We start from the raw sequence: 20,441 nt of genomic DNA, 5'->3' as shown, positions 1-20,441 counted from the left end.
TACAAGCAAGAGAAATCGCTCGCGCTCGAAAACAACGAGACCCCGGGCCGATACGAGCCCCGGGGCCTCCTGCATCATGCGTGAGTCACGGCCAAGGACGGCTGGAGCGCGTCCGGCAGAGGCTCGTACTCACCCAGGCGCATGCTCGCCTGGGCCCTGCCTTGAGTCCGACCACGCAGGCTCGTCACGTAGCCGAAGAGGCTGGCCATGGGGACGCGCGCAGAGACGACTCGCGCGTTGCCCCGCTCCTCCATCCCCAACACCCTGCCCCGCCGCGCGGCGAGGTCACCCAGCACGTCGCCCAGGTACGCCTCGGGCGTCGTCACCTCCACCGCCATCACGGGCTCGAGCACCCGCACGCCAGCGGCCCTCACCGCCTCCTGCAGCGCCAGGGAGCCGGCCGTGGAGAATGCCTGGGGTGTGGAGTCACGCACGTGCGTGTCTCCATCCACCAGCCGGACCTCCACGTCCACGAGCGCCACGCCGTCGCGCACGCCCTTCTCCATGGCCCCCGCCACGCCCTTCTGGATGGCCGGCACCAGCTCCCTCGGGATGGAGCCACCCTTCGTGTCGTCCACGAACACGAGCCCCGCGCCCCGCGCCGCCGGAGCCACGTCCAGCACCACGTACGCATACTGACCCGGCCCGCCCGATTGACGGACGTGGCGGTACTCCTGGCGCACCGCGCGCTGGAGCGTGTCGCGGTAGGCCACCTTGGGCTGTCCCACGCGCGCCTCCACGCCGTACTCCGTCCTCAAGCGGTCCACGACGACCTCCAGGTGAAGCTCACCCATTCCGGACAGCAGCACCTGGCCACTCTCCGGGTCCACGCCCACGCGCAGCGACGGATCCTCCGCCGCCAGACGATGCAGGCCCTCCTCCAGCTTCGGCAGCTCCGCCGGTGACTTCGCCTCCACGGCCAGGTGCACCACGGGCTCCGGGAAGCCGAGCGACTCGAGCACCACGGGGGCCTCCACGTCGCTCAGCGTGTCTCCGGTGCGCACGCCCTTCAGGCCGAGCGCCGCGGCGATGTCTCCCGCATGGACCTCCTCCACCTCCTCCCGGCGATTGGCATGCATGAACATCAGCCGGCCCACCCGCTCCCGCTTGCCGGTGGCGGAGTTGAGCAGGACGGTGCCCGCGCGCAGCGTGCCCGAGTACACGCGCAGGAAGACGATGTTCCCCACGTTCTTGTCACTCATCATCTTGAACGCCAGCGCGGCCGGAGGACTGTCGTCCGCGGGCTCACGCGTGGTCCGCTGCTCCGTGCCGTACACGGAGCCCTCCACCGCCGGCAGGTCCGACGGCGCGGGCAGGTAGTCGACGACAGCGTCCAGCAGCATCTGCACTCCCTTCTTCTTGAACGCCGCACCGGCGAGCACCGGCACCAGCACGCGCGACAGCGTCCCCGCGCGCAACGCACGCACGAGCTCCGCCTCGCCAATCTCCTCCAGCCGTCCGTCCACGAACTTCTCCATCACCGCGTCGTCCAGGTCCGCCGCGGCCTCGATGAGCCGCAGCCGCCAGCGCTCCACCTCCGCGCGCGCCTCCTCGGGAATGGGGAGGCCGTCGCGGTACTCACCGCCGTCGCCGTCGAAGAGGACCGTCTTCATCCGGACCAGGTCCACCAGCCCCTGGAACTCAGCGCCCGCGCCCATGAGCGGCCACTGCACCGCCACCGGGCGAGCGCCCAGCCGCTCCCGGATGGACTCCAGGCTCATGACGAAGTCCGCGCCCACCTTGTCCATCTTGTTGATGAACGCGATGCGCGGGACGCCGTAGCGGTCCGCCTGACGCCACACGGCCTCGGACTGGGGCTCCACGCCCTGGCTCGCGTCGAACACGGCCACCGCGCCATCCAGCACGCGCAGGGAGCGCTCCACCTCGATGGTGAAGTCCACGTGTCCCGGCGTGTCCAGGATGTTGATGCGGTGGGGCAAACCCGCCGAGGGCCCCGTGCGAGGAGACCAGAACGCGGTGGTGGCCGCGGAGGTGATGGTGATGCCGCGCTGCTTCTCCTGCGGCAGCCAGTCCATCTCCGTGGAGCCGTCGTGCACCTCGCCCGTGGAGTGGATGCGACCGGTGAAGAACAGGACGCGCTCGGTGAGCGTCGTCTTGCCCGCGTCGATGTGGGCCATGATGCCGATGTTGCGATACCGCTCGATGCGAGTGCTGCGAGGCATGAAGGACTCCCGTTCCCGTCAGGCAGCGAGGCCCGCGGGGGGTGATGAAGTGAGGAGCCGGTTGGTGAGGGACGACGGACGAGGCGCCGTCGAGGTGCCCGTCCACGCGCGACGCGCCGGAGGGGCGTGAAAGCCCGCTCAGGGACGCATGGAACGAAGGCACACGACGGCCCTCATCGAGCCAGGGCGGAACCGGACTTCACGACACACGGGAACCAGCAAACCCGCGCGCCGGAAGGACTCCGGCCCGCCTGCTCAAATGTCGAGCAGAACCTCGTGACGGGGGGCAAGGCACACGTCCGCCGCCGGCGCGGGGACGCGCATCAGCAGGGCTGTGAAGGAGACGGGCCTCATGATGGGATTGAGATAAAGCAGACGACTGTGATTGTCAATTCGCCCCCCTGGTACACGCGTCCAGGCGGGCACGCGCAACGTCCCGAGGAGCAAGGCATCCGCGAGGGCGCCGTCAGGTGCTGAGGGCCCGCACGCGCGCGGCGAGGTTCTGCGTGAACAGCCGGAAGATGCGCAGCGCGGCGCCCTCGTGCGTGTCCAGGTAGTGCTGGAAGCCCGCCCGGGTGATGCGCAGCGCGCGCACCGACGTGCGCGCCTTCACCCGCGCCGACACGGGCGCGTCCTGGACCAGGGAGATCTCCCCCAGGTAGGCCCCCGGCCCCAGCGTGTTGAGCCGGCGCGCGTCGTCCTCCGTGCCGGTGTAGACGTCCACGGTGCCCTCCAGCAGCACGAAGAGGCCCACGCCCGCCGCGCCCTTCTCCAGCATGACGGCGCCCGCCGGGATGAGGACCTGACGCGCCACGCGGTAGAGGTCCTTCATGTCCTCCAGCGACAGCTCGCCGAAGATGGGGATGGCCTTGAGGTAGTTGTACCCGTTGGCCTCCGGCGACGAGCTCTGCGCGGGGAGCCGGGCGATGACGGCCTCTGCCTCCGCGTCCATGCCCATGCGGCGCAGCAGCCGCGCCTTCTCCGCGGCCAGCGCCGGGTCTCCACGCGCCGTCTCCGAGGCGCGCAGCGTGTCCGCGAGCAGCGCCAGCGCCCGACGCGTGAAGCCCTCCGCGTCCAGCAGCATGCACATGCGCAGCACCGACTCGATGTGGCGCGCGTCCCCCGCGGGCACGCACCCCAGCGCCTCCACCTCCGCGTGGGGCTGGCCCAGCTCGCGGTACAGGAGCGCGCCCTCGTGCGGACGCCCCAGGCGGACCAGGCAGTGCGCCACCTGCTCGCGCGAGCCGAGCCCCCGGTACACCTCCAGGGCCCGCTCCAGCGCGCCACCCCGCTCGAAGGCCGCGGCCGCGCGCTCCGGCTCGCCCGCGCGCAGGAACGCTTCCGCCGCGTCCACGTACTGGCCGCCCTGGACGTAGAGCGCCGCCATCCGCGACTCCTCGCCACAGCCCTGCAACAGCCGCGCGGCGCCCGCGAAGTCACGCGCCCACGACAGGACCTCCGACAGCTGCTGGCGCTCTCGCGCGGGGGCCAGCGCCGCGTCCCGCAGCAGCCGCTCGCGCTGGGCCGCGCTCAGCTCTTCATAGAGCCGGGCGGCCGTCGCGGCGGACTCCAGCCCCATCAGGGCCTGCAGCGCCTGGAGCGTTCCCTCCGCCCCGGCCTTCTCCCCATTCCCCTCGACCACTTCCGACTCGGAACCCGACATTGCGTCCCCCTCGCCGGAGGATGAAACCCCCAAGTCGGGACTCCTCCTCGGACGACCCGACTCCCCGGCAGACGTGGGGCGGCTATATCACCCCTTGTTTCACCGAGGAGCCTCCGGGGCGCCCGTCAAGTGGACGCGAGGACGAGGCGCGGCCTTCAGCGGACCGAGACGAGCTCCGTGTCGAAGATGAGCACCGCGTAGGGGGGAATCCTCGGCGGGTTGCCCTCCGCGCCGTAGGCCAGGTCATACGGGAGGATGAGGCGGCGCTTGCCCCCCACGCGCATGCCCACGATGCCCTGATCCCACCCCTTGATGACGTACCCCGCCCCCAGGTCGAAGGCCAGCGCGGGCCCGCCCTCGGAGGTCGTGAAGCGCGTGCCGTCCGGAAACCAGCCCGTGTAGTGCACCTGGACGCGCCTGCCCGCGACGGCCTCGGGGCCCGTGCCCACCTCCTGGTCCAGGAGGAACAGGCCGCTGTCCAGGCGCGTCATCGCCGCCAGGTCCACGTTCAGGCTCGCCGCGTACGTCACCTTCGTCGGATCACCGTCGTCCGGGTTGCCCACCGGCGGCGTGGGCTCCTTGGGGTCATCTCCACACCCCACCAGCGGGAGCACCAGGGCACAGAGCAGCACGAAGCGACGAAGCATTGGAGGTCCTCGGAAAGGAGCGCGGGCCGCGAGGCCGGCGATGAACGACCCCAAGCCTGCCCCGATGCGTCCTTTCGCGAAAGCGGAAGTGCGACCGCCTGCCTGCCGCCAGGGGCGTCTGGAGCCAGTGGAGAGACCCCTGGCGAAATGCACGGGCACCGGCCGAGGGCTTCCGCTATTCAGGAGCGCGATGCCCCGCTGGCTCAGCCTCCTCTTGTTCTTCGTCCCCGTGCTCGCGCTGATGGCGAGCGCCCATGTCTACCTGTACCGCCGGCTGGTGAGGGACCTCATCCCGCGCCAGGCGCCACGGCGCGCCGCGCAGGTGCTCTTCACGCTCGGCTTCTTCGGCGCGGTGGGCTTCCGCTTCCTGGGGAGCCTGTTCCCCTCGGACCTGATGCGAGCGGTGGGCATCGGCCTGCTCGCGTGGATGGGCCTGGTGATGTACCTGCTCTTCTTCACGCTGGGGGCGGAGCTGCTCGAGCGTGGCAGGCGCAGGCTCGCGCGCCGTGCCGCACCGCCCGCCGAGCAGCCCTCCTCGGGTCCGCCCTCTCCCGAGCGCCGCGCCATCATCACCGGTGGCCTGGCCTTGGGCGCGGGCCTGGCGGGCGTGGCGACGACCTCGTTCGGCGCCTGGCGGGCCTTCCATCCGCCCGACGTACGCGACACCCCGGTGCGCCTGCCCCGGCTGCCTCGGGCGCTGGACGGCTTCACCCTGGTGCAGCTCACCGACATCCACGTGGGGGACGTGCTCCAGCGCCACTTCGTGGACGAGCTGGTGGCGCGCACCAACGCGCTGAAGCCGGACGTCATCGCCATCACCGGGGACCTGGTCGACGGCACCGTGGCGGACCTGGGGGCCTACGTGGCCGGCTTCGGCGCCCTGCGCGCGCGACATGGGGTGTACTTCGTCACCGGAAACCATGACTACTATTCGGGCGCATCGTCATGGGTCGCCTACCTGGAGCGTCTGGGCATCAACGTGTTGCGCAATCGCGCCGTGTCCATCGGCGACGCGAGCGCATCGTTCATGCTCGCGGGCGTGGACGACTGGAGCGCGGACCGGATGGGTCTGCCCGGATACGACCTGGACGCGGCGCTGCGCGAGGTGAGCCCGGACCAGGCCTCGGTGCTGCTGGCGCACCAGCCCTCCAACTTCGACGAGGTCGCCCGGCGAGGCGTGGGACTCCAGGTCTCCGGCCACACCCACGGTGGCCAGATGTTCCCGGGCAACGTGGTGGGAGACCTCATCTGGCGGGAGCGCAACGCGGGGCTCAGCCGCACGGGCGACTCGCAGATCTACGTCAGCCGCGGCTGCGGCTTCGTGGGCCCGCCGATGCGCGTGGGGGCCCCGCCCGAGATCGCCCGCCTGGTGCTGATGCCCGGATAGGCCCTGGCGGGCTGGCGCGCCGCCTCGTCGGGCATCCCTGCATCGGGTGCCCGACACAGGCTCTCCGAGGGGCCTGGAGGACTCCGGAAACACATTTCAGGGTGGGCCGTCCATGAGCCGGGTGATGGGGAGTCCCTCGGACGAAGAGCTCATGGAACGGTTCTGCGCTGGTGCACAAGACGCCTTCGAGGCCCTCTTCGCCCGTCACTCGGGGCGGGTGCAGGGCTTCCTGACGCGGATGGTGCGCGACGGCTCGCTCGCCGAGGACCTCTTGCAGACCACCTTCCTGTCCGTCGTCCGGGCCCGCGGCCGCTATGAGCGCGGCACCCGCTTCTCCCCCTGGTTGATGACCATCGCCGCCAACGCCGCGCGCGATGCACTGCGCCACCGTCAGCACGTGGACGCCTACTCCTCCGGAGAGGGCACAGGCGCTCCTACATCCGCGCCCCCACCCTCCGGGGACCCGTCGCTGCGCCGGCACCTGCTGGACGCGTTACAACAGCTTCCTCCCGACCACCGCGAGGCGGTGGTGCTGAGCAAGGTGGAGGGCTGGTCGTTCGAGGAGATTGCCGCGCTCCGAGGCATCAGCGCCGGCGCCGCGCGGCTGCGGGCGCATCGGGGATACGAGAAGCTCCGGGAGCTGCTCGGAGGGCTGGGAGAGGCGCGATGAAGACGCCCATGGACATCGACGCCCTGCTCCAGGAGGAGCCCCGCCCGCCGGACACCGCGGCGCTGGAGCGCGCCCTCGCGAGCGCCCGGAGCGAGCTGGCGCTGCGCAAGCCCGTGCGGAGCTGGCGCACCCTGGCCACGTGGATGATGGCGTCCTCGGGAGGCATCGCGCTGCTGGCCGCCGGGGTGATGCTGGCGGTGGGCGCGGTCAGCGCGGCGGCCCTGTGGACGCGCGCGCCGCTGTTGCTCCTGTTGCTCGTGACGAGCGGCGTGTGTGCCTGGGGCGCGCTGTCTCCGCGCGGACGGGATTTGCGTCGGGCCGCCGTGGGACTGGCCATGGCCTGCGCGGCGACGCTGGTGCTCGCGCGCGGCCCTCCGACGACGCCTCCGTCCCTGCCCGGCTGGGTGTGCACCGCGAGCCACCTGGCCGTGGGCATCATCCCCCTGGTGATGGCCGTGGTGGTGCTGCGCGGGGCCGCGTTCCAGCCGCTGCGCGCCCTGTGCGCGGGGTTGTCCGTCGGCACGACGGGCGCCTTCGTCGGCGAGCTGGCCTGCGAGCAGGACTGGCGCCACGTCGCGGGCTACCACCTGTTCGCCTGGGGGCTCATCTGTGTGGTGGCCCTCGTCGTTTCACGCACCCTCAAGCCCCGCTCCTACGCCCCATGAACGACCCCTCCCTCATCGTGAGCACGAACGTGGACGGCGCGCCGGTGAGGATTGGCGAGCGCGTGAAGGTCGTCTCCCACTCGTCCGACGGCACCATCAGCGCCGGCTTCCTGGGCCACACCGGCGTCGTCGTGGCGCTCGTGTACGACGACCCCGTGGCCCAGTACCCCGCGGACCCGCTCATCCAGGTGCGCGTCGACGGCCTGGGCGAGGACCTGTTCTTCATGGACGAGCTCGTGCCGGAGTGGGCCTCCGCGCCCCTGCCGCGCCCGCCTCGCGAGAAGAAGGCCGAGCGGCCCCGTCCCACCGTGTGGCGCGTGCAGTGAGCGCCCGACACGGCGCACCGGAGCAGGGCATGATTCCGGGGTGGTGACACCGCCCGACGCTCCACTCCGCCCGCTGGGTCGCAAGGCCTACGGCTCGATTCCCCACCTGCCCGGCTCGCGCACGGGTCCCGCCGACCACCACCTGAGCACCGCGCTGGCCCGCGTCTGCACCGAGCGCCTTCGCGACGAGAAGGACCGCGTCATCGTCCTGGAGAAGCTGGACGGCTCGTGTGTCGCCGCCGCGAGGCTCGGGGATGAAGTCGTCGCGCTCGGTCGCGAGGGGCGCCTCGCCGCGAGCTCCCCCAACGAGGCCCGTAGGATGTGGGCGGACTGGGTCTCCCTCCATGCCGAGCGCTTCAGGGCCGTGCTCCAACCCGGCGAGTGGATGGTCGGCGAGTGGCTCGCGCTCGCCCATGGCACCCGCTACGCGCTGCCGCACGAGCCGTTCGTCGTGTTCGACCTGATGCACCAGGGACAGCGCCTGCCGTGGGAGCAGCTCACCGCCCGAGTCGGTGCGGGCGGCTTCGTCACGCCAGGGCTCATCCACGAGGGCGGCCCGCTCGACATCGAGTCCGCCCTGGGCCGCCTCGCGTCGGGAGGCTTCCATGGGGCGGAGGACCCCGTGGAGGGCGCGGTGTGGCGCCTGGAGCGACAGGTCGGCAAGGGTGTCAGGGTGGAGCTGCTGACCAAGTATGTCCATCGCGACAAGGTGGACGGGAGCCTCCTGCCCGAGAACACCGGGCGACCCGCCCACTGGAACTGGCGCCCGTCGGCGCCCTCTGCGCGGGAAGTGCTTCCATGAGCCGGGCCCTCTTCGTCACCGGGAACCGCTTCAAGGCCGACGAGGTCGGCCGACTGCTGGCGGGACTCGACGTCTCGCCCAGGAAGCTCGCGCTGCCCGGCCTCTCCGACGCGGAGCTCCAGGGCCCGGGCCCGTTGGACCTCGCGAGCATCGCGAAGCGCAAGGTGCTGGCGGCCTCCGCCGTGCTGGGCGCGCCATGCTTCGTGGAGACCACCGCCCTGGAGCTGGATGACGGCACCTGCTTCACCGGCGCGCGCTTCAAGAAGGAGCTGCTCGAGCGGGGCATGCAGGACTTCCTCTCCGAGCACGGTGGCCGTCGTGGGCGCACGCGCGTGGCCGTGGCCTTCAGCGAGGACGGGCATCCGGACCACGTCCGCATCTTCGAGGACGCCATCGAGGGCATGCTGCTCACCGAGCCGCGTGGCAGCGGCGGCTTCGGCTGGGACAACGCGTGGCTGCCGGATGGCTATCAGCGCACGCTCGCGGAGATGGAGCGCAACAAGTTCTTCCTCAACATGCGCCACCGGCCCTACCTGGAGCTGGCCGACCTGCTGCGCCCCGCGTCCCCGGGCGGCGCCTACGAGGCCCACCTCACCGTCTCCGCCCGCTCGGAGGAGGACCTGCGGCGCTTCCGCGCGTTCTGCGACGCGGCTTCCGTGAAGTGCATCTTCATCGAGCTGGGCCGAGGCGCCGAGCCGTTCCAACCCATGACGGCCTCGTACCACCACGGCACGCTCCGCCATGCGCTGGAGGAGGTCAGGGACATGGCGCGCGCTCTCGCCAGCGACGGCTTCGACGTGACGCGAATGAAGCTGGAGGCCCTGGGCAAGAACCGCGACATGCCGGAGGACGACGCCGCGGCGCTCGCCCAGCCGTCCAACTACTTCGAGTTCCACGTGAAGGTCCTGCTCCCCGCGCACGGCGCGGACCTGGAGGCCCTGCAGGCCCGCTGCGCGAGCCATGGTGCCCACCTGTCCCGCAACGCGCGCAAGGTGCGCGAGGACGGCGCCTCCGAGCGCTTCGTCACGCTCCGCGTCCACGGCCTGGGCAAGGTGAAGGCGGATGCGCGCTTCGACGCGCTCTTGGAGGACCTCGCGGGGCTGGGTCTGCCGCTGACGCAGCGGCTGCGCGAGTACACCGTCTACGACTCCAACCACGCGCTGGACCGGGGCTGGCTGGAGACCTCGACATGAGCCCCCTGCCCTTCCCGCTCCGCGCCAGCGCCGCCGCGCTCCGTCGGCTCGCGCGCACGTCCCAGGCCCCTCACCTCATCCTGCGGGGCGGGCTGATGATGCGACTGTGGAGCGGCCCCGTCCCGCGCCCGGTGGAGGACCTGGACTTCCTCGCGGCCTTCCCCTTCCACGAGGGCGACACGGTGGACCGGTTCGTGGACGTGCTGGGCGTGGACGTCGGAGATGGCTTCGTCTTCGGCGCCCTGCGCTCGGAGGTCATCTGGGCGGAGACACCATTCCCCGGCGTGCGCATCCACGTGGAGACGTGGCTGCCCGGCGAAGAGTCCCCTCAGCTGCTGCGCATCGACACAGGCTTCGGCGACCCGATGAATCCGCCGCCCGCCTGGTTGGACTACGCGACGGACGACGGCACCACCGCGCGCGTGCTCGCGTGTCGTCCCGAGACGTTGCTCGCGTGGAAGCTCCACGGCCTCTTCGAGCGAGGCAAGGGACGCTTCCGCCCCAAGGACCTGTTCGACGTGTACCTGCTCACGCGTCACGCGCCGCTGGAGTCCGCGCTGTTGCCCGCGGCGCTGCGGCTCGCGTTCGACTCGCGCGGAGACTCGCTGGACGTGATGGAGCGGCTGGTGTCCGGCGAGCTGGGCCAGAGTCCGTGGAGCCTGGAGAAGTGGGCGCGCTATCGGGCCAGTCAGGCCGAGGGACGCCCCGAGCGACTCTCGGAGGTGGTGACGGCGGTCTCCGTCGCCATCCGTCCGGTGTGGGCCGCGGCGCGAGCGCTTCCATCCTCGCGCCCGTGATCCGCTCGGGCGTCAATACGACGCCGTGAGTCCCCAGTGGATGCTGGAGTACGTGTCCTCGGCCACGCCTCCGTTGTCCCAGCCGATGCGCGCGCCCGGGCCACTGAAGGTATCCTTGTAATGCGACAGCTTGAAGCGCAGCTGGTAGCCGAACGGGCCCCACAGCTCGCCGGCGACGCCCAGCTCCGCCTCCCAGCCGAACGTCGACACTGACGTACCGTAGTCACTCACCTCCAGGTCCAGCGCGCCGCCCTCGTCATCGAACCCCTGGCCGGGCTTCGGGCTGATGAAGAGCTGCCCCGCGGCCTCCAGCCGCACCTGACGAAGCAGCGGCACGGAGACCTCCAGGCCCACCGCCGGGTACAAGCGATGCGTGCTGGACAGCGGACTGTCCGCGGCCTCCTCCACGTCGAACGCGCGCGTGAGCAGGCCCGCCTTCACCCCGGCGTAGCCCAGCAGCTGGCGCGACGAGCCGAAGCCGAAGAAGTAGCGGTACATCGCCTGCGCGGTGAGCACCGAGTCGGTGGCCACCACCTCACGCGTGGCGGACTGGCCCACGTCGTTGAACAGCGTCACGTTGGTGGAGGCATACCCGCGCCGGTAGCCCAGCACCGCGCCCAGGCCGCGCAACGCGGAGGGACGGCGCGCGAAGGGCAACAGCTCCAGCTCCGCGGAGATGCCCAGGTACGGCACGGAGGACTCGTAGTCGGCGCGATCTCCGACCTGCTCCTCCTCGGGCTTGCGGTCGAACTCGCCGCAGGACTTCACGCCCGGACGCGTGCAGTACTTCCGCCACGTCGTCGTGCCGCCCAGCGTGAGCCGGGCCAGCGGCGGACGCGGCGGCTCCTCGCCCACGGTGCCACCCGAGCCCGTGTCCAGCTCCACCTCGAGGAACGGGTCCGTCGTCGTGTGCGACTCGGGCTCCTCGTCCATCGGCGGAGGTCCGTCCTTCGGCTGGGGGCCGATGGCCACCATGTCGGGCGCCTTCGGAGCGGGCTTCGGGCGCTCGGGCTCCAGCGGCTTCGGGCTCTCCACGGGACGCTCCGCCACGGGCTCCAGCGGCTTCGGCGTCTCCATCGGCTTCTCGGACGGAGGCGTCGGCGTCCGGGGCGCCTCGGCGACGGGCGTCGGAGGCGTCACGGGCTCGACGGGAGCGAGCGGCTCGGACGGGGTGACGGGCTCCTCGAAGGGGCGCGTCGCGCCACTCAGCGCCTCGACCACCGCGGCCACCGCCAGCTTCACGTCCGCGGGCGCGAGCTTGCCCCGCGTCAGCTTCACGTCCTGCTCACCCAGCACCGCGCCGCTCGCGTCCAGCACGCGCACCGTCAGGCTCGAGCCGCTCACGGTGCCCGTGACGGCCGCGTCCAGCTTCATCCTCGGCGCCACCCGGGCCAGGGGCGCGTCGGTGAACAGGGTGTTTCCCTTCAGACCTTCCTTCTTGCCGAGGGTGGCGTACTGCTTCAGCGACGCCACCTTCACCGGCTTCGCGCGGCGCAGGGCCGACTCGAGCTGTGCCCGGACCTTCCCGCCGCGATCTCCCTCCACCGTCAACACGACGAGCTGCTTGGGAGCCTCCCTGGGCGTCGCCGTCTTCCTGGACTTCGCCTCCCGCGCCTTGGCCGGCTTCGCCTTCGCCTTGGGCGCCACCACCTGGGCGGGCACCGCGCGCTTCTTCTTGACGACCTGCGCCAGCGCTCCCGGGGAGGCCAGCGTCACCGCCGTGAAGAGCACCAGGCCCCAGCGGACCATCGCGTGTTGGGAGTTCATCATTCGGGACTGGAAGGTTCACCCAGCCCGCACGCGATGTCCAGGCTTGCCCGGCGGTCCGCTCTCAGGCGTTGAGGTGCGCCGGGGCTCCCACCACCGAGGGAGCGGACACGGGCCGCCCCTCCGACTCAGGCTCGTTCCCTTCGTCGTCGGTGGCCTGCCGCGCCGACCCGGTGGACTCCGCCACGTAGGCCGCGCGACCGATGCCCAGGAAGTCGCGACGGTAGATGCGCACCATCGCCATGAAGATGGACGCGATGAGCGGCCCCACCAGGAGCCCCATCATCCCGAACACGGCCAGACCGCCGAACATGGACAGGAAGACGAGCAGCGGGTGCAGTGCCATGCGCGAGCCGCACAGCCGGGGGCGGATGACGTTGTCGATGGTCCCCACCAGGAAGGTGCCCCACGCGAGAAGGAAGACGCCCTCGCTCACCTTGCCCATGGCGATGAACACCACGCCGATGGGGCCCCACACCAGCGCCGTGCCGCCCACGGGCACCAGCGCCACCAGCACCATGGCCGCGCCCCACACCCCCGCGTGCGGCACCCCGGCGATGAGCAACCCCACGAAGCCCACCGCGCCCTGGATGAGCGCCGTGACGGTGTTGCCGTAGACGATGGCGTACGCGACGTCGGTGAACTCGCGCGAGAAGGCCTCGAAGTAGCGGCGGTCCAACGGAATCAGCCGCGTCACCTCCGCGACGAGCCGGCGACCGTCGAGGAAGAAGTAGTACATGGCCACCGTCATCAGGAACATGTTGATGACCAGCTCCGTGCCCGCGCCCACCAGGTCCTTGAGCAGGGCCGCGCCGCCCGTCACCGCCGCCATCAGCGAGCGCTCCGTCTGCGCGCTCTCCAGGTCGAACCGGATGTAGCGGCTCAGGCCGCGGGGCAGGCTGGAGGCGAACTGGTGACGCAGGTCCACCCGCTCGAGCAGGTCCTGCGCCTGGCCGACGAACTGGAACACCTCACGCGCCACCATCCACCCGACGAGGGCCAGCGGCGCGAGGATGAGGAGGAATACCGTGAGGGTGGACAACCCGGCGCACAAGGGCTTGCGGCCCCGCAGCTTCTGACACAGGTAGTCCTGCACCGGCATGAACAGGACGACCAGGAAGCCGCCCAGCAACACCGGCATCAGGAACGGCAACAGAATCCTGGAGAAGAGAATCAACGCCAGCGCAAACAGCGCCGCGAACACGTAGTTCGACCACCGCCGCGAATCAGCCACCGCCCCACCCCACCCCGCCCGACGAGCCCACTGCCCGCTTCCAACCTAGGAATCGCGCTTCCCGCCGGGAAGTCCGACATCCCCCACATGAGGACACCACCCATGACTACTGGACGTTTGACGCTGACGGGCCTCGCGGTACTGGCCACTGCCCTGGGACTCGGCGCCCCGGGCTGCGGAGACTCCGCCGCGCCGTGCACCGACTGTCCGGCGATGGAGGGCCGCTACCGCATGGCCTTCGGCGACGCGGGGGTGCCCGCCGAGTGCCTCAACCTGGGCGTGGAGCTGCCGCGCAACAGGCCCCTGGACGTCACCCGCTCGGCGGACCGACTCATCGGGAACCTGGAAGGCGTGGGACTGTTGGGGACCATCTCCGCCGAGGGCTCCTTCTCCATGGCCGGCACGGGCCCGGGACAGGACGGCGGGAGGATGGACACGCTGAGCCTCGCCGGTCGCTACACGTCCCCCGAGGGGGACGGCGGCACGGCGCGACTCGACGGGACGTTCACGGGGAACTTCTCGCGCCCGGGCGTGGAACCGCCCCAGCGGTGCAGCTTCGTCACCCCGTTCTCGGCGACCCGGGAATAGCGCCACGGGCCGCCAACGGGGCGGACCTGCCTACTTCTTCTTCTCGGCGGCGGCCTTGGCCTCCGCCTTGTTCTTCTTGGCCCGCTTCTTCCAGGCCTGCTTGATCTTCATCTGCACGCGGCGGTGCTTGCTCTTGCTGCGGGCCATCGTTGACTCCTGTGCTCCATGACGGAGACGTGAAAAGAGGCGCTTAACTATCAGAACCTGAAGGGCTCCCGGAAGAGGAACCCTCCGGAGGGGGTCCGGAGGCCGTTTCGGGGCCAGGGGCCGCCCCCTCGGCCACCTCGGGAGCGGGGCGCGTCGGGTAGGGAATGCCCTCCGCCCCCCGGACCTGGGTGGGTCTGGCGGCGGACACCGTCACCTCCCCCTCCCGGTCCTCGTCGGTGGGCTTCTCCCGGGAGGCGGGGGCGCTGCTCTGCTGGGGGCGCTTCTTGACCGAGGCGAAGATGGGCTTGAACGCGTCCAGGAAGCGGCGGACCTCGTCCAGGGGGAGCGCCGGGCAGTGGTTGCCGTTGGCGCCCGTCATGGAGGTGGCCATGCACATGGCGTTGAGGATGGCCTCCTCGGTGGCCTCCATCACCGCCTCGTAGAGGGGGTCCAGGCGCTGATCCAGCAGCAGCTTCAGCTTGTAGACCATCTTCTGCGTGCGGCGCGGGATGATGTTCGCGGTGGAGAAGCCCACCACGATTTCGCCCGAGCCGTGCGCCGCATAGCTGCCCACCCGGCCGATGCCCAGGCCCACGCGCTTGCACAGGCGGTTGATCTGATGGCTGAGCAGCGGCGCGTCCGTGGCCACCACCGCGATGATGGAGCCGTAGGTGGTGCCGCGCTTGGGGGCGCCCTTGAACTTCTCCGCCAGCACCTCGCCCATGGGCAGGCCGCCCACGCGCAGGTTGTGCATCTTCCCGAAGTTGGACATCACCAGCACGCCCAGCGTGTAGCCGCCCAGCACCTCCGGCAGCTTGCGGGAGGACGTGCCGATGCCGCCCTTGAAGTCGCACGTCACCATGCCGGTGCCGCCGCCCACGTTGCCCTCGGCCACCGGGCCGGACGCCGCGTTGCGGATGGCCTCGAAGACGTGCTCCTCGCGCACGTGCCGGCCGGAGATGTCGTTGAGCCACGAGTCGTCGCACTCGCCGACGACGGGGATGATGACGTCGTGCTCGTCGCCGATGCCCGGGTAGCGCTCCACCAGGTGGCGGGCCACGCCGTCGGACACCGCGCCCACCGCCATGGTGTTGGTGAGCAGGATGGGCGTCTCGATGAGGCCCCACTCCATGAGCTGCGTCATGCCGGAGACCTCGCCCGCGCCGTTGAGCACGAAGCCGCCTCCCGTCATCCGCTCCATGAAGATGTTGCCCTTGTTGGGCATGATGGCCGTCACGCCCGTGCGCACCGGGCCGTGCCCCGGCCTCAGCGGACCGTCGCCCTGGATGAGCGTGCAGTGGCCGACGAGCACGCCCTCCACGTCGGTGATGGCGTTGTATTTGCCGGGCTTGAACCGGCCCAACGGAAGTCCCAGCTCGCGGGCGCGAACCCGCGGTCCCATGTACTCGGGGATGTGCACCATGCCGGGCACACTAGCGGACCATCACCCACCGTCAACCACTCCGACCGCGTAATATCTTCAGGCGCTCGAAAGGCCCTCCTCGGAGGGCCCCTCGAGGCCGCGCATCACGCCTTGGCTTCGATGCGCGGCACGCCGTCCGTCGACGCGGGCGCGGTGCTGGCATCATTCACGGGAGTGTTCGAGCCATTCGGCGCAGCGCTGCTCCCGGGCGCGACCGGAGCCGAGGTGGCGACAGACGCGGCGTGCTCGTCGAGCGCGGGGCCCTTGTGCAGCCCTGGCTGCACGACGGGATGCGGGTGCTCGCTGGCGGCGCGGCGCGACGCGCGCTCCTTGTAGCGGCGGATGGCGGGGGCCATGATCTCACCGATGAGCGCGCGGTAGTCCATGCCCGCGCCTTGCGCGATGAGCACCAGGTCGCTCCACCCGGGCGTGAGGCCGGGCAGCGGGTTGCACTCGATGAAGTAGATGCGCCCCTTGTCGTCCATGCGGAAGTCGATGCGCGCGACGTCGCGGCATCCCAGCGCCATGAACGAGCTGCGCGCGGCCGTGCGCAGCTTCTCCAGCAGCGCGGGCTCCAGCTTGGCCGGCGCGTCGTAGCGGATGCGGTCCGTCCAATCCAGCTTGTGCTGGAAGCTGTACACGGGGTTCTTCTCCCCCTTGTCCAGGAAGACGATCTCCATGGGCGGCAGCACGCGCGGGCGCCGCTCGCCGAGCAGGCCCACCGTGAACTCACGCCCGCCGATGTACTCCTCGATGAGCGCCGGCTGCTGGTACTTGCTGGCGATCTCGCGCACCACCTCGCGCAGCTCCGCCTCGCTGTGGCAGACGCTCTTGGTGACGACGCCCTTGGAGCTGCCCTCCGCCACCGGCTTCACGATGAGCGGGAAGGTGGTGAACTCCTTGTTGAGCCGCTCCTTGCCCGTGGCCATCAGCTGGAAGTTGGGCGTGAGGATGCCCGCCTGACGGACGATCTTCTTCGCCAGCGCCTTGTCCAAGGCGATGGAGAGCGTCGCCGGATCGCTGCCCGTGTACGGGATGTCCAGGAGCTCCAGCATGGCCGGCACCTGGCTCTCGCGGTTGCGGCCCTTGAAGCCCTCGGCGATGTTGAAGACGATGTCCAGCGGCGTGCTCGACAGCACCGTGGGCAGCTCCGCGGTGGCCTCCAGGTCGATGACCTCGTGACCCCAGGAGGCGATCGCCTCGCGGATGGCCTGCAGCGTGTTGGGCGAGTCGTACTCCGCCTCGCTGTCCTCCACCGCCTCGCCGTGGGCGCTCGGCTTGACGCGCTTGACGTTGTACGTGAAGCCGACGCGCAAGGGCCCCGTCTTGCGCGCGGGCTTGCCCTGGCGCCGGGAGGAGTCCTTGATCTTGTAGCGCTTGGCCGCGCTCTGGATGATGGAGTTGATGACCCCGTCCAGGTGCAGGCCGTCGAGCTCCGCGGAGGCGTAGATGCCCGCGCCCGGCTCCAGGCTGGGCAGCGCGTTGATCTCCAGGAAGTACGGCACGCCCGCGTCGCTCAGGCGGAAGTCGATGCGGCCCAGATCCCTGCAGTCGAGCGCCTGGTAGATCTTCTGCGCCATCTTCCGCACGTCCTCGGCGGTGCGCGCCGGGATGCGCGCGGGCGCGAGCACCGAGACGGCGCTCTCCTTCTTCGTCTTCAGCTCGTAGTCGTAGATGGCGTAGCGCCGGCCCGCCGTCACCGCCGGGTCCACCACGTACTCCACGGGCGTGAGCACGCCGTCGTAGTCGTTGTCCACCGCGGCCAGGAACGGCACCGTCAGGTCGCGGCCCGGGATGTACTCCTCCACCAGCACGCCGGCGGGGTACTTCTCCAGCGCGGCGGACACCTTGGCGCGCACCTCGTCCAGCGTCTCCGCGATGGAGTCCTGGGTGATGCCCTTGGAGGAGCCCTCGAAGTTGGGCTTCACGATGACGGGGAAGCGCAGGTTCTCCGCGGTCAGCTCGCTGAGCTTCTCCACGTACTGCCAGCCCGGAGTGCGGATGCCCTGCTTGGACAACACGAGCTTGGTGAGCTGCTTGTCCAGCGTCACCGCCAGCGCGTACGCGTCCGAGCCCGTGTACGGGAAGCCCAGCTCGTCGAAGAGCGCGGGATAGAACGCCTCGCGGAAGCGGCCGCGGCGGCCCTCGGCGGTGTTGAAGATGAGGTCGGGGCTGTACGCCTCCAGCCGCGCCACGGTGCGCGAGGCGGGGCCGCTGACCTCGAAGCGCTCCAGCCGGTGGCCCAGCCGCTCGATGGCCGCCGCCAGCGCGTTGACCGTCTCCTGGGTGTCGAACTCCGCTTCTTCTTCCGAATCAGACAACCTGAGATTGTGGGTCAGCGCGATGCGCACGGTAGCCCCCTTCTCTTCTTGAGCGAGCGACCGCGGCGCACCTTCGCCGCGGACATGAGTCTGCCCGGCGCGCGCTGATGCGCCACCGGGTCGCGGGCTGCAACGGTTGCGCCCGCCACAACCTTCCCGTCCACCACCTGCGTCTGCGCCCAGGTGTCGCCGAGCCGCCAGCCGAGCGGATCCCTCACCACGCGCCACGCCTCGATGCCGCCGATGACGACCAGCCCCGCCACCGCGGCCACCGGCCCCAGCGGCTCCGGCATCATCCCCAACAAGACGATGAGCGACAGCGGCGCGTTGCGCAGCGTGCTGTCGCGGTGTCGCGCCGCCGAGCGCGTGGGCAGGTGCATCACCTTCACGCCGAAGATGCGCTTGCCCACGCTCTGGCCCTGGATCATCCCGTCCGCGAGCAGGAGGAACAGCAGCGCGACGACGGAGCCCGCGCGGCCGCACACGACATACAGGCCCCACGCCACCGCCACGTCCACCGCGCGCGCGCCAAGGCGCAGCCACAGCGACGCCTTCGGGTACGGCGAGCCCGGCTCACTGTCCTCGACGACGAGCCTCAACGCGCGGCCACCGCCACGGCTGGCCGCCATCAGGATGCGCTCTGGGGGCGCGCTCACTCCTCGGGCTCCAACGTGAGACCCTCCTCGGGTGGCTCCGGCTCGTCCAACCCCGCCAGCCGCGCCAGCCGCTCATGCGCGCTCAAGGGATGGAACGGAGGATGGGAACCCTCGCCCGGCGTCCACGCATTCCCCGCCGACGTCGGCCCCGACTCGGACAGGCGCAAGAGCTTCGCCCGCGCGGCGTCCTCGTCCGGCGCCGCCGCCACGCCTTCCCGGGTGAAGAAGATGAACGCCATGGCCGGCCGCTTGGAGGACTCGCGCATCGCGAACTGCACGCCGTCCAGGTTCCAGCCCTTCGCCGTCCACTCGTTCAGGGTGCGCTCCAGCGCCCCCTCGTCCACCGTGGACAGCTCGACCACTTTGTACTGCAACGAAGCCCCGGTACGAATCACGGGGGCGCGCCGGGTGCCGGAGTGCTTCGGCTTCGCCGGACCGCGCCGACGTTGGGGCGGGGGCTTCTCCGACTTGCGTCTGGGACGCTTCTTCTTGGTGGGCATCGTGCGCCGGCTATTTGGACGCAACGCCCGCGGCGGATCAAGCGCAACCCGCGCGCGGGCCCTGGTGGTGTTGGCTACAGGAGCTTCGCGGCTTCCAGCGCGTGGTAGGTGATGATGAGGTCGGCGCCCGCGCGCTTGATGCCGGTGAGCGTCTCCAGCATCACCCGTTCGTAGTCAATCCAACCATTCTGGCCGGCGGCCTTGAGCATGGCGTACTCGCCGGAGACGTTGTAGGCGGCCAGCGGCAGGTCGAAGCGCTCGCGCACGGCGCGGATGACGTCCAGGTAGGCCAGGGCGGGCTTCACCATCAGCATGTCGGCGCCCTCCTCCACGTCCAGCGCGGCCTCCTTGAGCGCCTCGCGCACGTTGCCCGGGTCCATCTGGTAGCCGCGGCGGTCTCCAGACTTGGGCGTGCTCTGGGCGGCCTCGCGGAAGGGGCCGTAGTAGCCGGAGGCGTACTTCACCGCGTAGGACATGATGGGGACGTCGATGAGGCGCACCTCGTCCAGCGCCTTGCGGATGGCGCCCACGCGGCCGTCCATCATGTCCGAGGGGGCGATGATGTCCGCGCCCGCCTGGGCGCAGGTGACGGCCATCTGCGCGAGCAGCGGCAGCGTGGCGTCGTTGACCACGTGGCCGTCCTCCAGCACCCCGCAGTGGCCGTGGTCCGTGTACTCGCACAGGCACACGTCCGCGATGACCTGGAGGTCGGGCTCGGCCGCCTTGATTTCACGAATGGCGCGCTGGACGATTCCGTCGCGCGCGTAGCCCTGGGTGCCCTGAGCGTCCTTGTGGTCGGGGATGCCGAAGAGGATGACCGAGGGGACGCCCAGGGACTTCGCCAGGCGGGCCTCGGCCACGGCGTGCTCGAGCGAGAGGTTGAAGATGCCCGGCATGGAGGCGATGGGACGGCGCACGTCCCGGCCCTCCACGACGAAGAGGGGGTAGATGAAGTTCCCCGGGTCGAGGCGCGTCTCGCGCACCATCTCGCGCAGGACGGGCGAACGACGGAGGCGGCGGGGGCGGTGGACGGGATGGGCCATGGTGCTCGCCGGTATAAACCGGCGCGCCCACGCCTTCATCGTTTCCGTCCGGGCGCCCGCCCGCTCACCCTGCGACGAGCCTCCAGCTGTGCTGATGACGCCGGCCTTCCCGGGCGTGGCGCTGGGCGCGGGCCTCCGCGAGGTCCGCCTCGTGCAGCGCCCGGGCGTAGCGCACGCGCGCCGCCTCCCCGCCGGACGCCAGCTCCTGCTCGGCGGCCGCCAGCTCCCGACGGGCCTCTTCACGCTGCTGCTCGACGCGTTCCGCGTACGTCATCCACTTCCTCCTGCCTTGGGGTGTGCCGGCGGGGATTGCACGGGACGGACCAGCGGAGGGCCACATCGCAAGGGGGCGAAACGACGAGGTGTCGCGGCGCGGCAGCGACCTCGGGCGTGCGAAACCGATTTCCCAGGGCCGCGAAAACGAGGTCG

Annotated in this window: 20 protein-coding genes; 8 read left to right on the top strand and 12 right to left on the bottom strand. The window is 70.8% G+C overall.

Features of this window, described 5'->3' with window-relative positions:
• Positions 1–74: 74 nt before the first annotated feature.
• The 3 genes from fusA to AC6JA9_RS20240 form a co-directional block, all read right to left on the bottom strand.
• Positions 75–2,183, bottom strand: a complete 2,109-nt coding sequence (fusA, locus tag AC6JA9_RS20250) for an elongation factor G (protein WP_223749946.1) — start codon at positions 2,181–2,183, stop codon at positions 75–77.
• A gap of 466 nt (positions 2,184–2,649) precedes the next feature.
• Positions 2,650–3,846 carry a cyclic nucleotide-binding domain-containing protein gene (locus tag AC6JA9_RS20245; protein WP_223749947.1) on the bottom strand — a complete coding sequence of 399 codons (1,197 nt, stop codon included), beginning with the start codon at positions 3,844–3,846 and terminating at the stop codon, positions 2,650–2,652.
• A 155-nt stretch (positions 3,847–4,001) separates the two neighbouring features.
• Positions 4,002–4,493: an FKBP-type peptidyl-prolyl cis-trans isomerase gene (locus AC6JA9_RS20240; RefSeq protein ID WP_223749948.1), complete on the bottom strand. Its 492-nt coding sequence runs from the start codon at positions 4,491–4,493 to the stop codon at positions 4,002–4,004.
• Between the two features lie 190 nt (positions 4,494–4,683).
• On the opposite strand from AC6JA9_RS20240, the gene AC6JA9_RS20235 reads away from it, so the two are divergent.
• From AC6JA9_RS20235 to AC6JA9_RS20205, 7 genes are all read left to right on the top strand, one after another.
• Complete coding sequence (locus AC6JA9_RS20235; protein WP_408890544.1) at positions 4,684–5,880, top strand: metallophosphoesterase; 1,197 nt, start codon at positions 4,684–4,686, stop codon at positions 5,878–5,880.
• Positions 5,881–6,004: 124 nt separating this feature from the next.
• On the top strand, positions 6,005–6,550 hold the full coding sequence (locus AC6JA9_RS20230) for an RNA polymerase sigma factor (protein ID WP_223750037.1): 546 nt from the start codon (positions 6,005–6,007) through the stop codon (positions 6,548–6,550).
• Entirely contained in the window at positions 6,547–7,215 is a 669-nt protein-coding gene (locus tag AC6JA9_RS20225; RefSeq protein WP_223749950.1) for a DUF1109 domain-containing protein, read from the top strand. The genes AC6JA9_RS20230 and AC6JA9_RS20225 overlap by 4 nt, the downstream gene beginning before the upstream one ends.
• The gene (locus AC6JA9_RS20220) at positions 7,212–7,541 is read left to right on the top strand and encodes a Carotenogenesis protein CarS (protein ID WP_497960458.1); all 330 of its coding nucleotides are present in this window, start codon (positions 7,212–7,214) and stop codon (positions 7,539–7,541) included. The genes AC6JA9_RS20225 and AC6JA9_RS20220 overlap by 4 nt, the downstream gene beginning before the upstream one ends.
• Positions 7,542–7,584: 43 nt before the next feature.
• The gene (locus AC6JA9_RS20215) at positions 7,585–8,343 is read left to right on the top strand and encodes an RNA ligase family protein (RefSeq protein WP_497960456.1); all 759 of its coding nucleotides are present in this window, start codon (positions 7,585–7,587) and stop codon (positions 8,341–8,343) included.
• Positions 8,340–9,536 (top strand): non-canonical purine NTP pyrophosphatase, encoded by a 1,197-nt coding sequence (locus AC6JA9_RS20210; protein ID WP_497960454.1) that lies wholly within the window; start codon positions 8,340–8,342, stop codon positions 9,534–9,536. The genes AC6JA9_RS20215 and AC6JA9_RS20210 overlap by 4 nt, the downstream gene beginning before the upstream one ends.
• Positions 9,533–10,333, top strand: coding sequence for a nucleotidyl transferase AbiEii/AbiGii toxin family protein (locus AC6JA9_RS20205; protein WP_223749954.1), 801 nt, complete (start codon positions 9,533–9,535; stop codon positions 10,331–10,333). Before AC6JA9_RS20210 ends, AC6JA9_RS20205 begins: the two co-directional genes overlap by 4 nt.
• 12 nt (positions 10,334–10,345) lie before the next feature.
• Here AC6JA9_RS20205 and AC6JA9_RS20200 read toward each other — a convergent pair whose 3' ends face one another.
• Both AC6JA9_RS20200 and AC6JA9_RS20195 read right to left on the bottom strand, forming a co-directional pair.
• Positions 10,346–12,103, bottom strand: coding sequence for a hypothetical protein (locus AC6JA9_RS20200; protein ID WP_497960452.1), 1,758 nt, complete (start codon positions 12,101–12,103; stop codon positions 10,346–10,348).
• Positions 12,104–12,164: 61 nt separating this feature from the next.
• Positions 12,165–13,334: an AI-2E family transporter gene (locus AC6JA9_RS20195; protein WP_223749956.1), complete on the bottom strand. Its 1,170-nt coding sequence runs from the start codon at positions 13,332–13,334 to the stop codon at positions 12,165–12,167.
• 102 nt (positions 13,335–13,436) lie between these two features.
• On the opposite strand from AC6JA9_RS20195, the gene AC6JA9_RS20190 reads away from it, so the two are divergent.
• Positions 13,437–13,922 carry a hypothetical protein gene (locus tag AC6JA9_RS20190; protein WP_223749957.1) on the top strand — a complete coding sequence of 162 codons (486 nt, stop codon included), beginning with the start codon at positions 13,437–13,439 and terminating at the stop codon, positions 13,920–13,922.
• Positions 13,923–13,952: 30 nt separating this feature from the next.
• Here AC6JA9_RS20190 and AC6JA9_RS20185 read toward each other — a convergent pair whose 3' ends face one another.
• The 7 genes from AC6JA9_RS20185 to AC6JA9_RS20155 all read right to left on the bottom strand — a co-directional run bounded on the left by AC6JA9_RS20185 (position 13,953) and on the right by AC6JA9_RS20155 (position 20,286).
• Positions 13,953–14,069, bottom strand: a complete 117-nt coding sequence (locus AC6JA9_RS20185; RefSeq protein ID WP_046713536.1) for a hypothetical protein — start codon at positions 14,067–14,069, stop codon at positions 13,953–13,955.
• A 43-nt stretch (positions 14,070–14,112) separates the two neighbouring features.
• On the bottom strand, positions 14,113–15,492 hold the full coding sequence (locus tag AC6JA9_RS20180) for a DmpA family aminopeptidase (protein ID WP_223749958.1): 1,380 nt from the start codon (positions 15,490–15,492) through the stop codon (positions 14,113–14,115).
• A 104-nt stretch (positions 15,493–15,596) separates the two neighbouring features.
• Positions 15,597–17,843, bottom strand: a complete 2,247-nt coding sequence (locus tag AC6JA9_RS20175) for a D-alanine--D-alanine ligase family protein (protein ID WP_223749959.1) — start codon at positions 17,841–17,843, stop codon at positions 15,597–15,599.
• On the bottom strand, positions 17,828–18,442 hold the full coding sequence (locus tag AC6JA9_RS20170; protein ID WP_223750038.1) for an RDD family protein: 615 nt from the start codon (positions 18,440–18,442) through the stop codon (positions 17,828–17,830). Before AC6JA9_RS20170 ends, AC6JA9_RS20175 begins: the two co-directional genes overlap by 16 nt.
• Positions 18,443–18,465: 23 nt before the next feature.
• A complete protein-coding gene (sglS, locus tag AC6JA9_RS20165; protein WP_497960450.1) occupies positions 18,466–18,969 on the bottom strand; it encodes a type IV pili motility protein SglS in 504 nt (167 codons plus the stop codon).
• 74 nt (positions 18,970–19,043) lie between these two features.
• Positions 19,044–20,012, bottom strand: coding sequence for a porphobilinogen synthase (gene hemB / locus AC6JA9_RS20160; RefSeq protein ID WP_223749961.1), 969 nt, complete (start codon positions 20,010–20,012; stop codon positions 19,044–19,046).
• Positions 20,013–20,076: 64 nt separating this feature from the next.
• Positions 20,077–20,286 carry a hypothetical protein gene (locus AC6JA9_RS20155; RefSeq protein WP_141331311.1) on the bottom strand — a complete coding sequence of 70 codons (210 nt, stop codon included), beginning with the start codon at positions 20,284–20,286 and terminating at the stop codon, positions 20,077–20,079.
• Between the last annotated feature and the right edge of the window lie 155 nt (positions 20,287–20,441).

Source organism: Myxococcus sp. MH1 (assembly GCF_059738865.1).
Note: the sequence above shows the minus strand (reverse complement) of the source record. Positions and strands in the feature narration are given on the sequence as shown.

Excerpts from the sequence above, each read along its gene's own strand:
- AC6JA9_RS20200 (WP_497960452.1), bottom strand. The coding sequence starts at position 12,103 with ATGATGAACTCCCAACACGCGATGGTCCGCTGGGGCCTGGTGCTCTTC.
- AC6JA9_RS20190 (WP_223749957.1), top strand. The coding sequence starts at position 13,437 with ATGACTACTGGACGTTTGACGCTGACGGGCCTCGCGGTACTGGCCACT.
- AC6JA9_RS20235 (WP_408890544.1), top strand. The coding sequence starts at position 4,684 with ATGCCCCGCTGGCTCAGCCTCCTCTTGTTCTTCGTCCCCGTGCTCGCG.
- AC6JA9_RS20180 (WP_223749958.1), bottom strand. The coding sequence starts at position 15,492 with ATGGTGCACATCCCCGAGTACATGGGACCGCGGGTTCGCGCCCGCGAG.
- AC6JA9_RS20245 (WP_223749947.1), bottom strand. The coding sequence starts at position 3,846 with ATGTCGGGTTCCGAGTCGGAAGTGGTCGAGGGGAATGGGGAGAAGGCC.
- AC6JA9_RS20230 (WP_223750037.1), top strand. The coding sequence starts at position 6,005 with ATGGGGAGTCCCTCGGACGAAGAGCTCATGGAACGGTTCTGCGCTGGT.
- hemB (WP_223749961.1), bottom strand. The coding sequence starts at position 20,012 with ATGGCCCATCCCGTCCACCGCCCCCGCCGCCTCCGTCGTTCGCCCGTC.
- sglS (WP_497960450.1), bottom strand. The coding sequence starts at position 18,969 with ATGCCCACCAAGAAGAAGCGTCCCAGACGCAAGTCGGAGAAGCCCCCG.
- AC6JA9_RS20185 (WP_046713536.1), bottom strand. The coding sequence starts at position 14,069 with ATGGCCCGCAGCAAGAGCAAGCACCGCCGCGTGCAGATGAAGATCAAG.
- AC6JA9_RS20240 (WP_223749948.1), bottom strand. The coding sequence starts at position 4,493 with ATGCTTCGTCGCTTCGTGCTGCTCTGTGCCCTGGTGCTCCCGCTGGTG.
- AC6JA9_RS20210 (WP_497960454.1), top strand. The coding sequence starts at position 8,340 with ATGAGCCGGGCCCTCTTCGTCACCGGGAACCGCTTCAAGGCCGACGAG.
- AC6JA9_RS20155 (WP_141331311.1), bottom strand. The coding sequence starts at position 20,286 with ATGACGTACGCGGAACGCGTCGAGCAGCAGCGTGAAGAGGCCCGTCGG.
- AC6JA9_RS20220 (WP_497960458.1), top strand. The coding sequence starts at position 7,212 with ATGAACGACCCCTCCCTCATCGTGAGCACGAACGTGGACGGCGCGCCG.
- AC6JA9_RS20225 (WP_223749950.1), top strand. The coding sequence starts at position 6,547 with ATGAAGACGCCCATGGACATCGACGCCCTGCTCCAGGAGGAGCCCCGC.
- AC6JA9_RS20205 (WP_223749954.1), top strand. The coding sequence starts at position 9,533 with ATGAGCCCCCTGCCCTTCCCGCTCCGCGCCAGCGCCGCCGCGCTCCGT.
- fusA (WP_223749946.1), bottom strand. The coding sequence starts at position 2,183 with ATGCCTCGCAGCACTCGCATCGAGCGGTATCGCAACATCGGCATCATG.
- AC6JA9_RS20170 (WP_223750038.1), bottom strand. The coding sequence starts at position 18,442 with ATGGCGGCCAGCCGTGGCGGTGGCCGCGCGTTGAGGCTCGTCGTCGAG.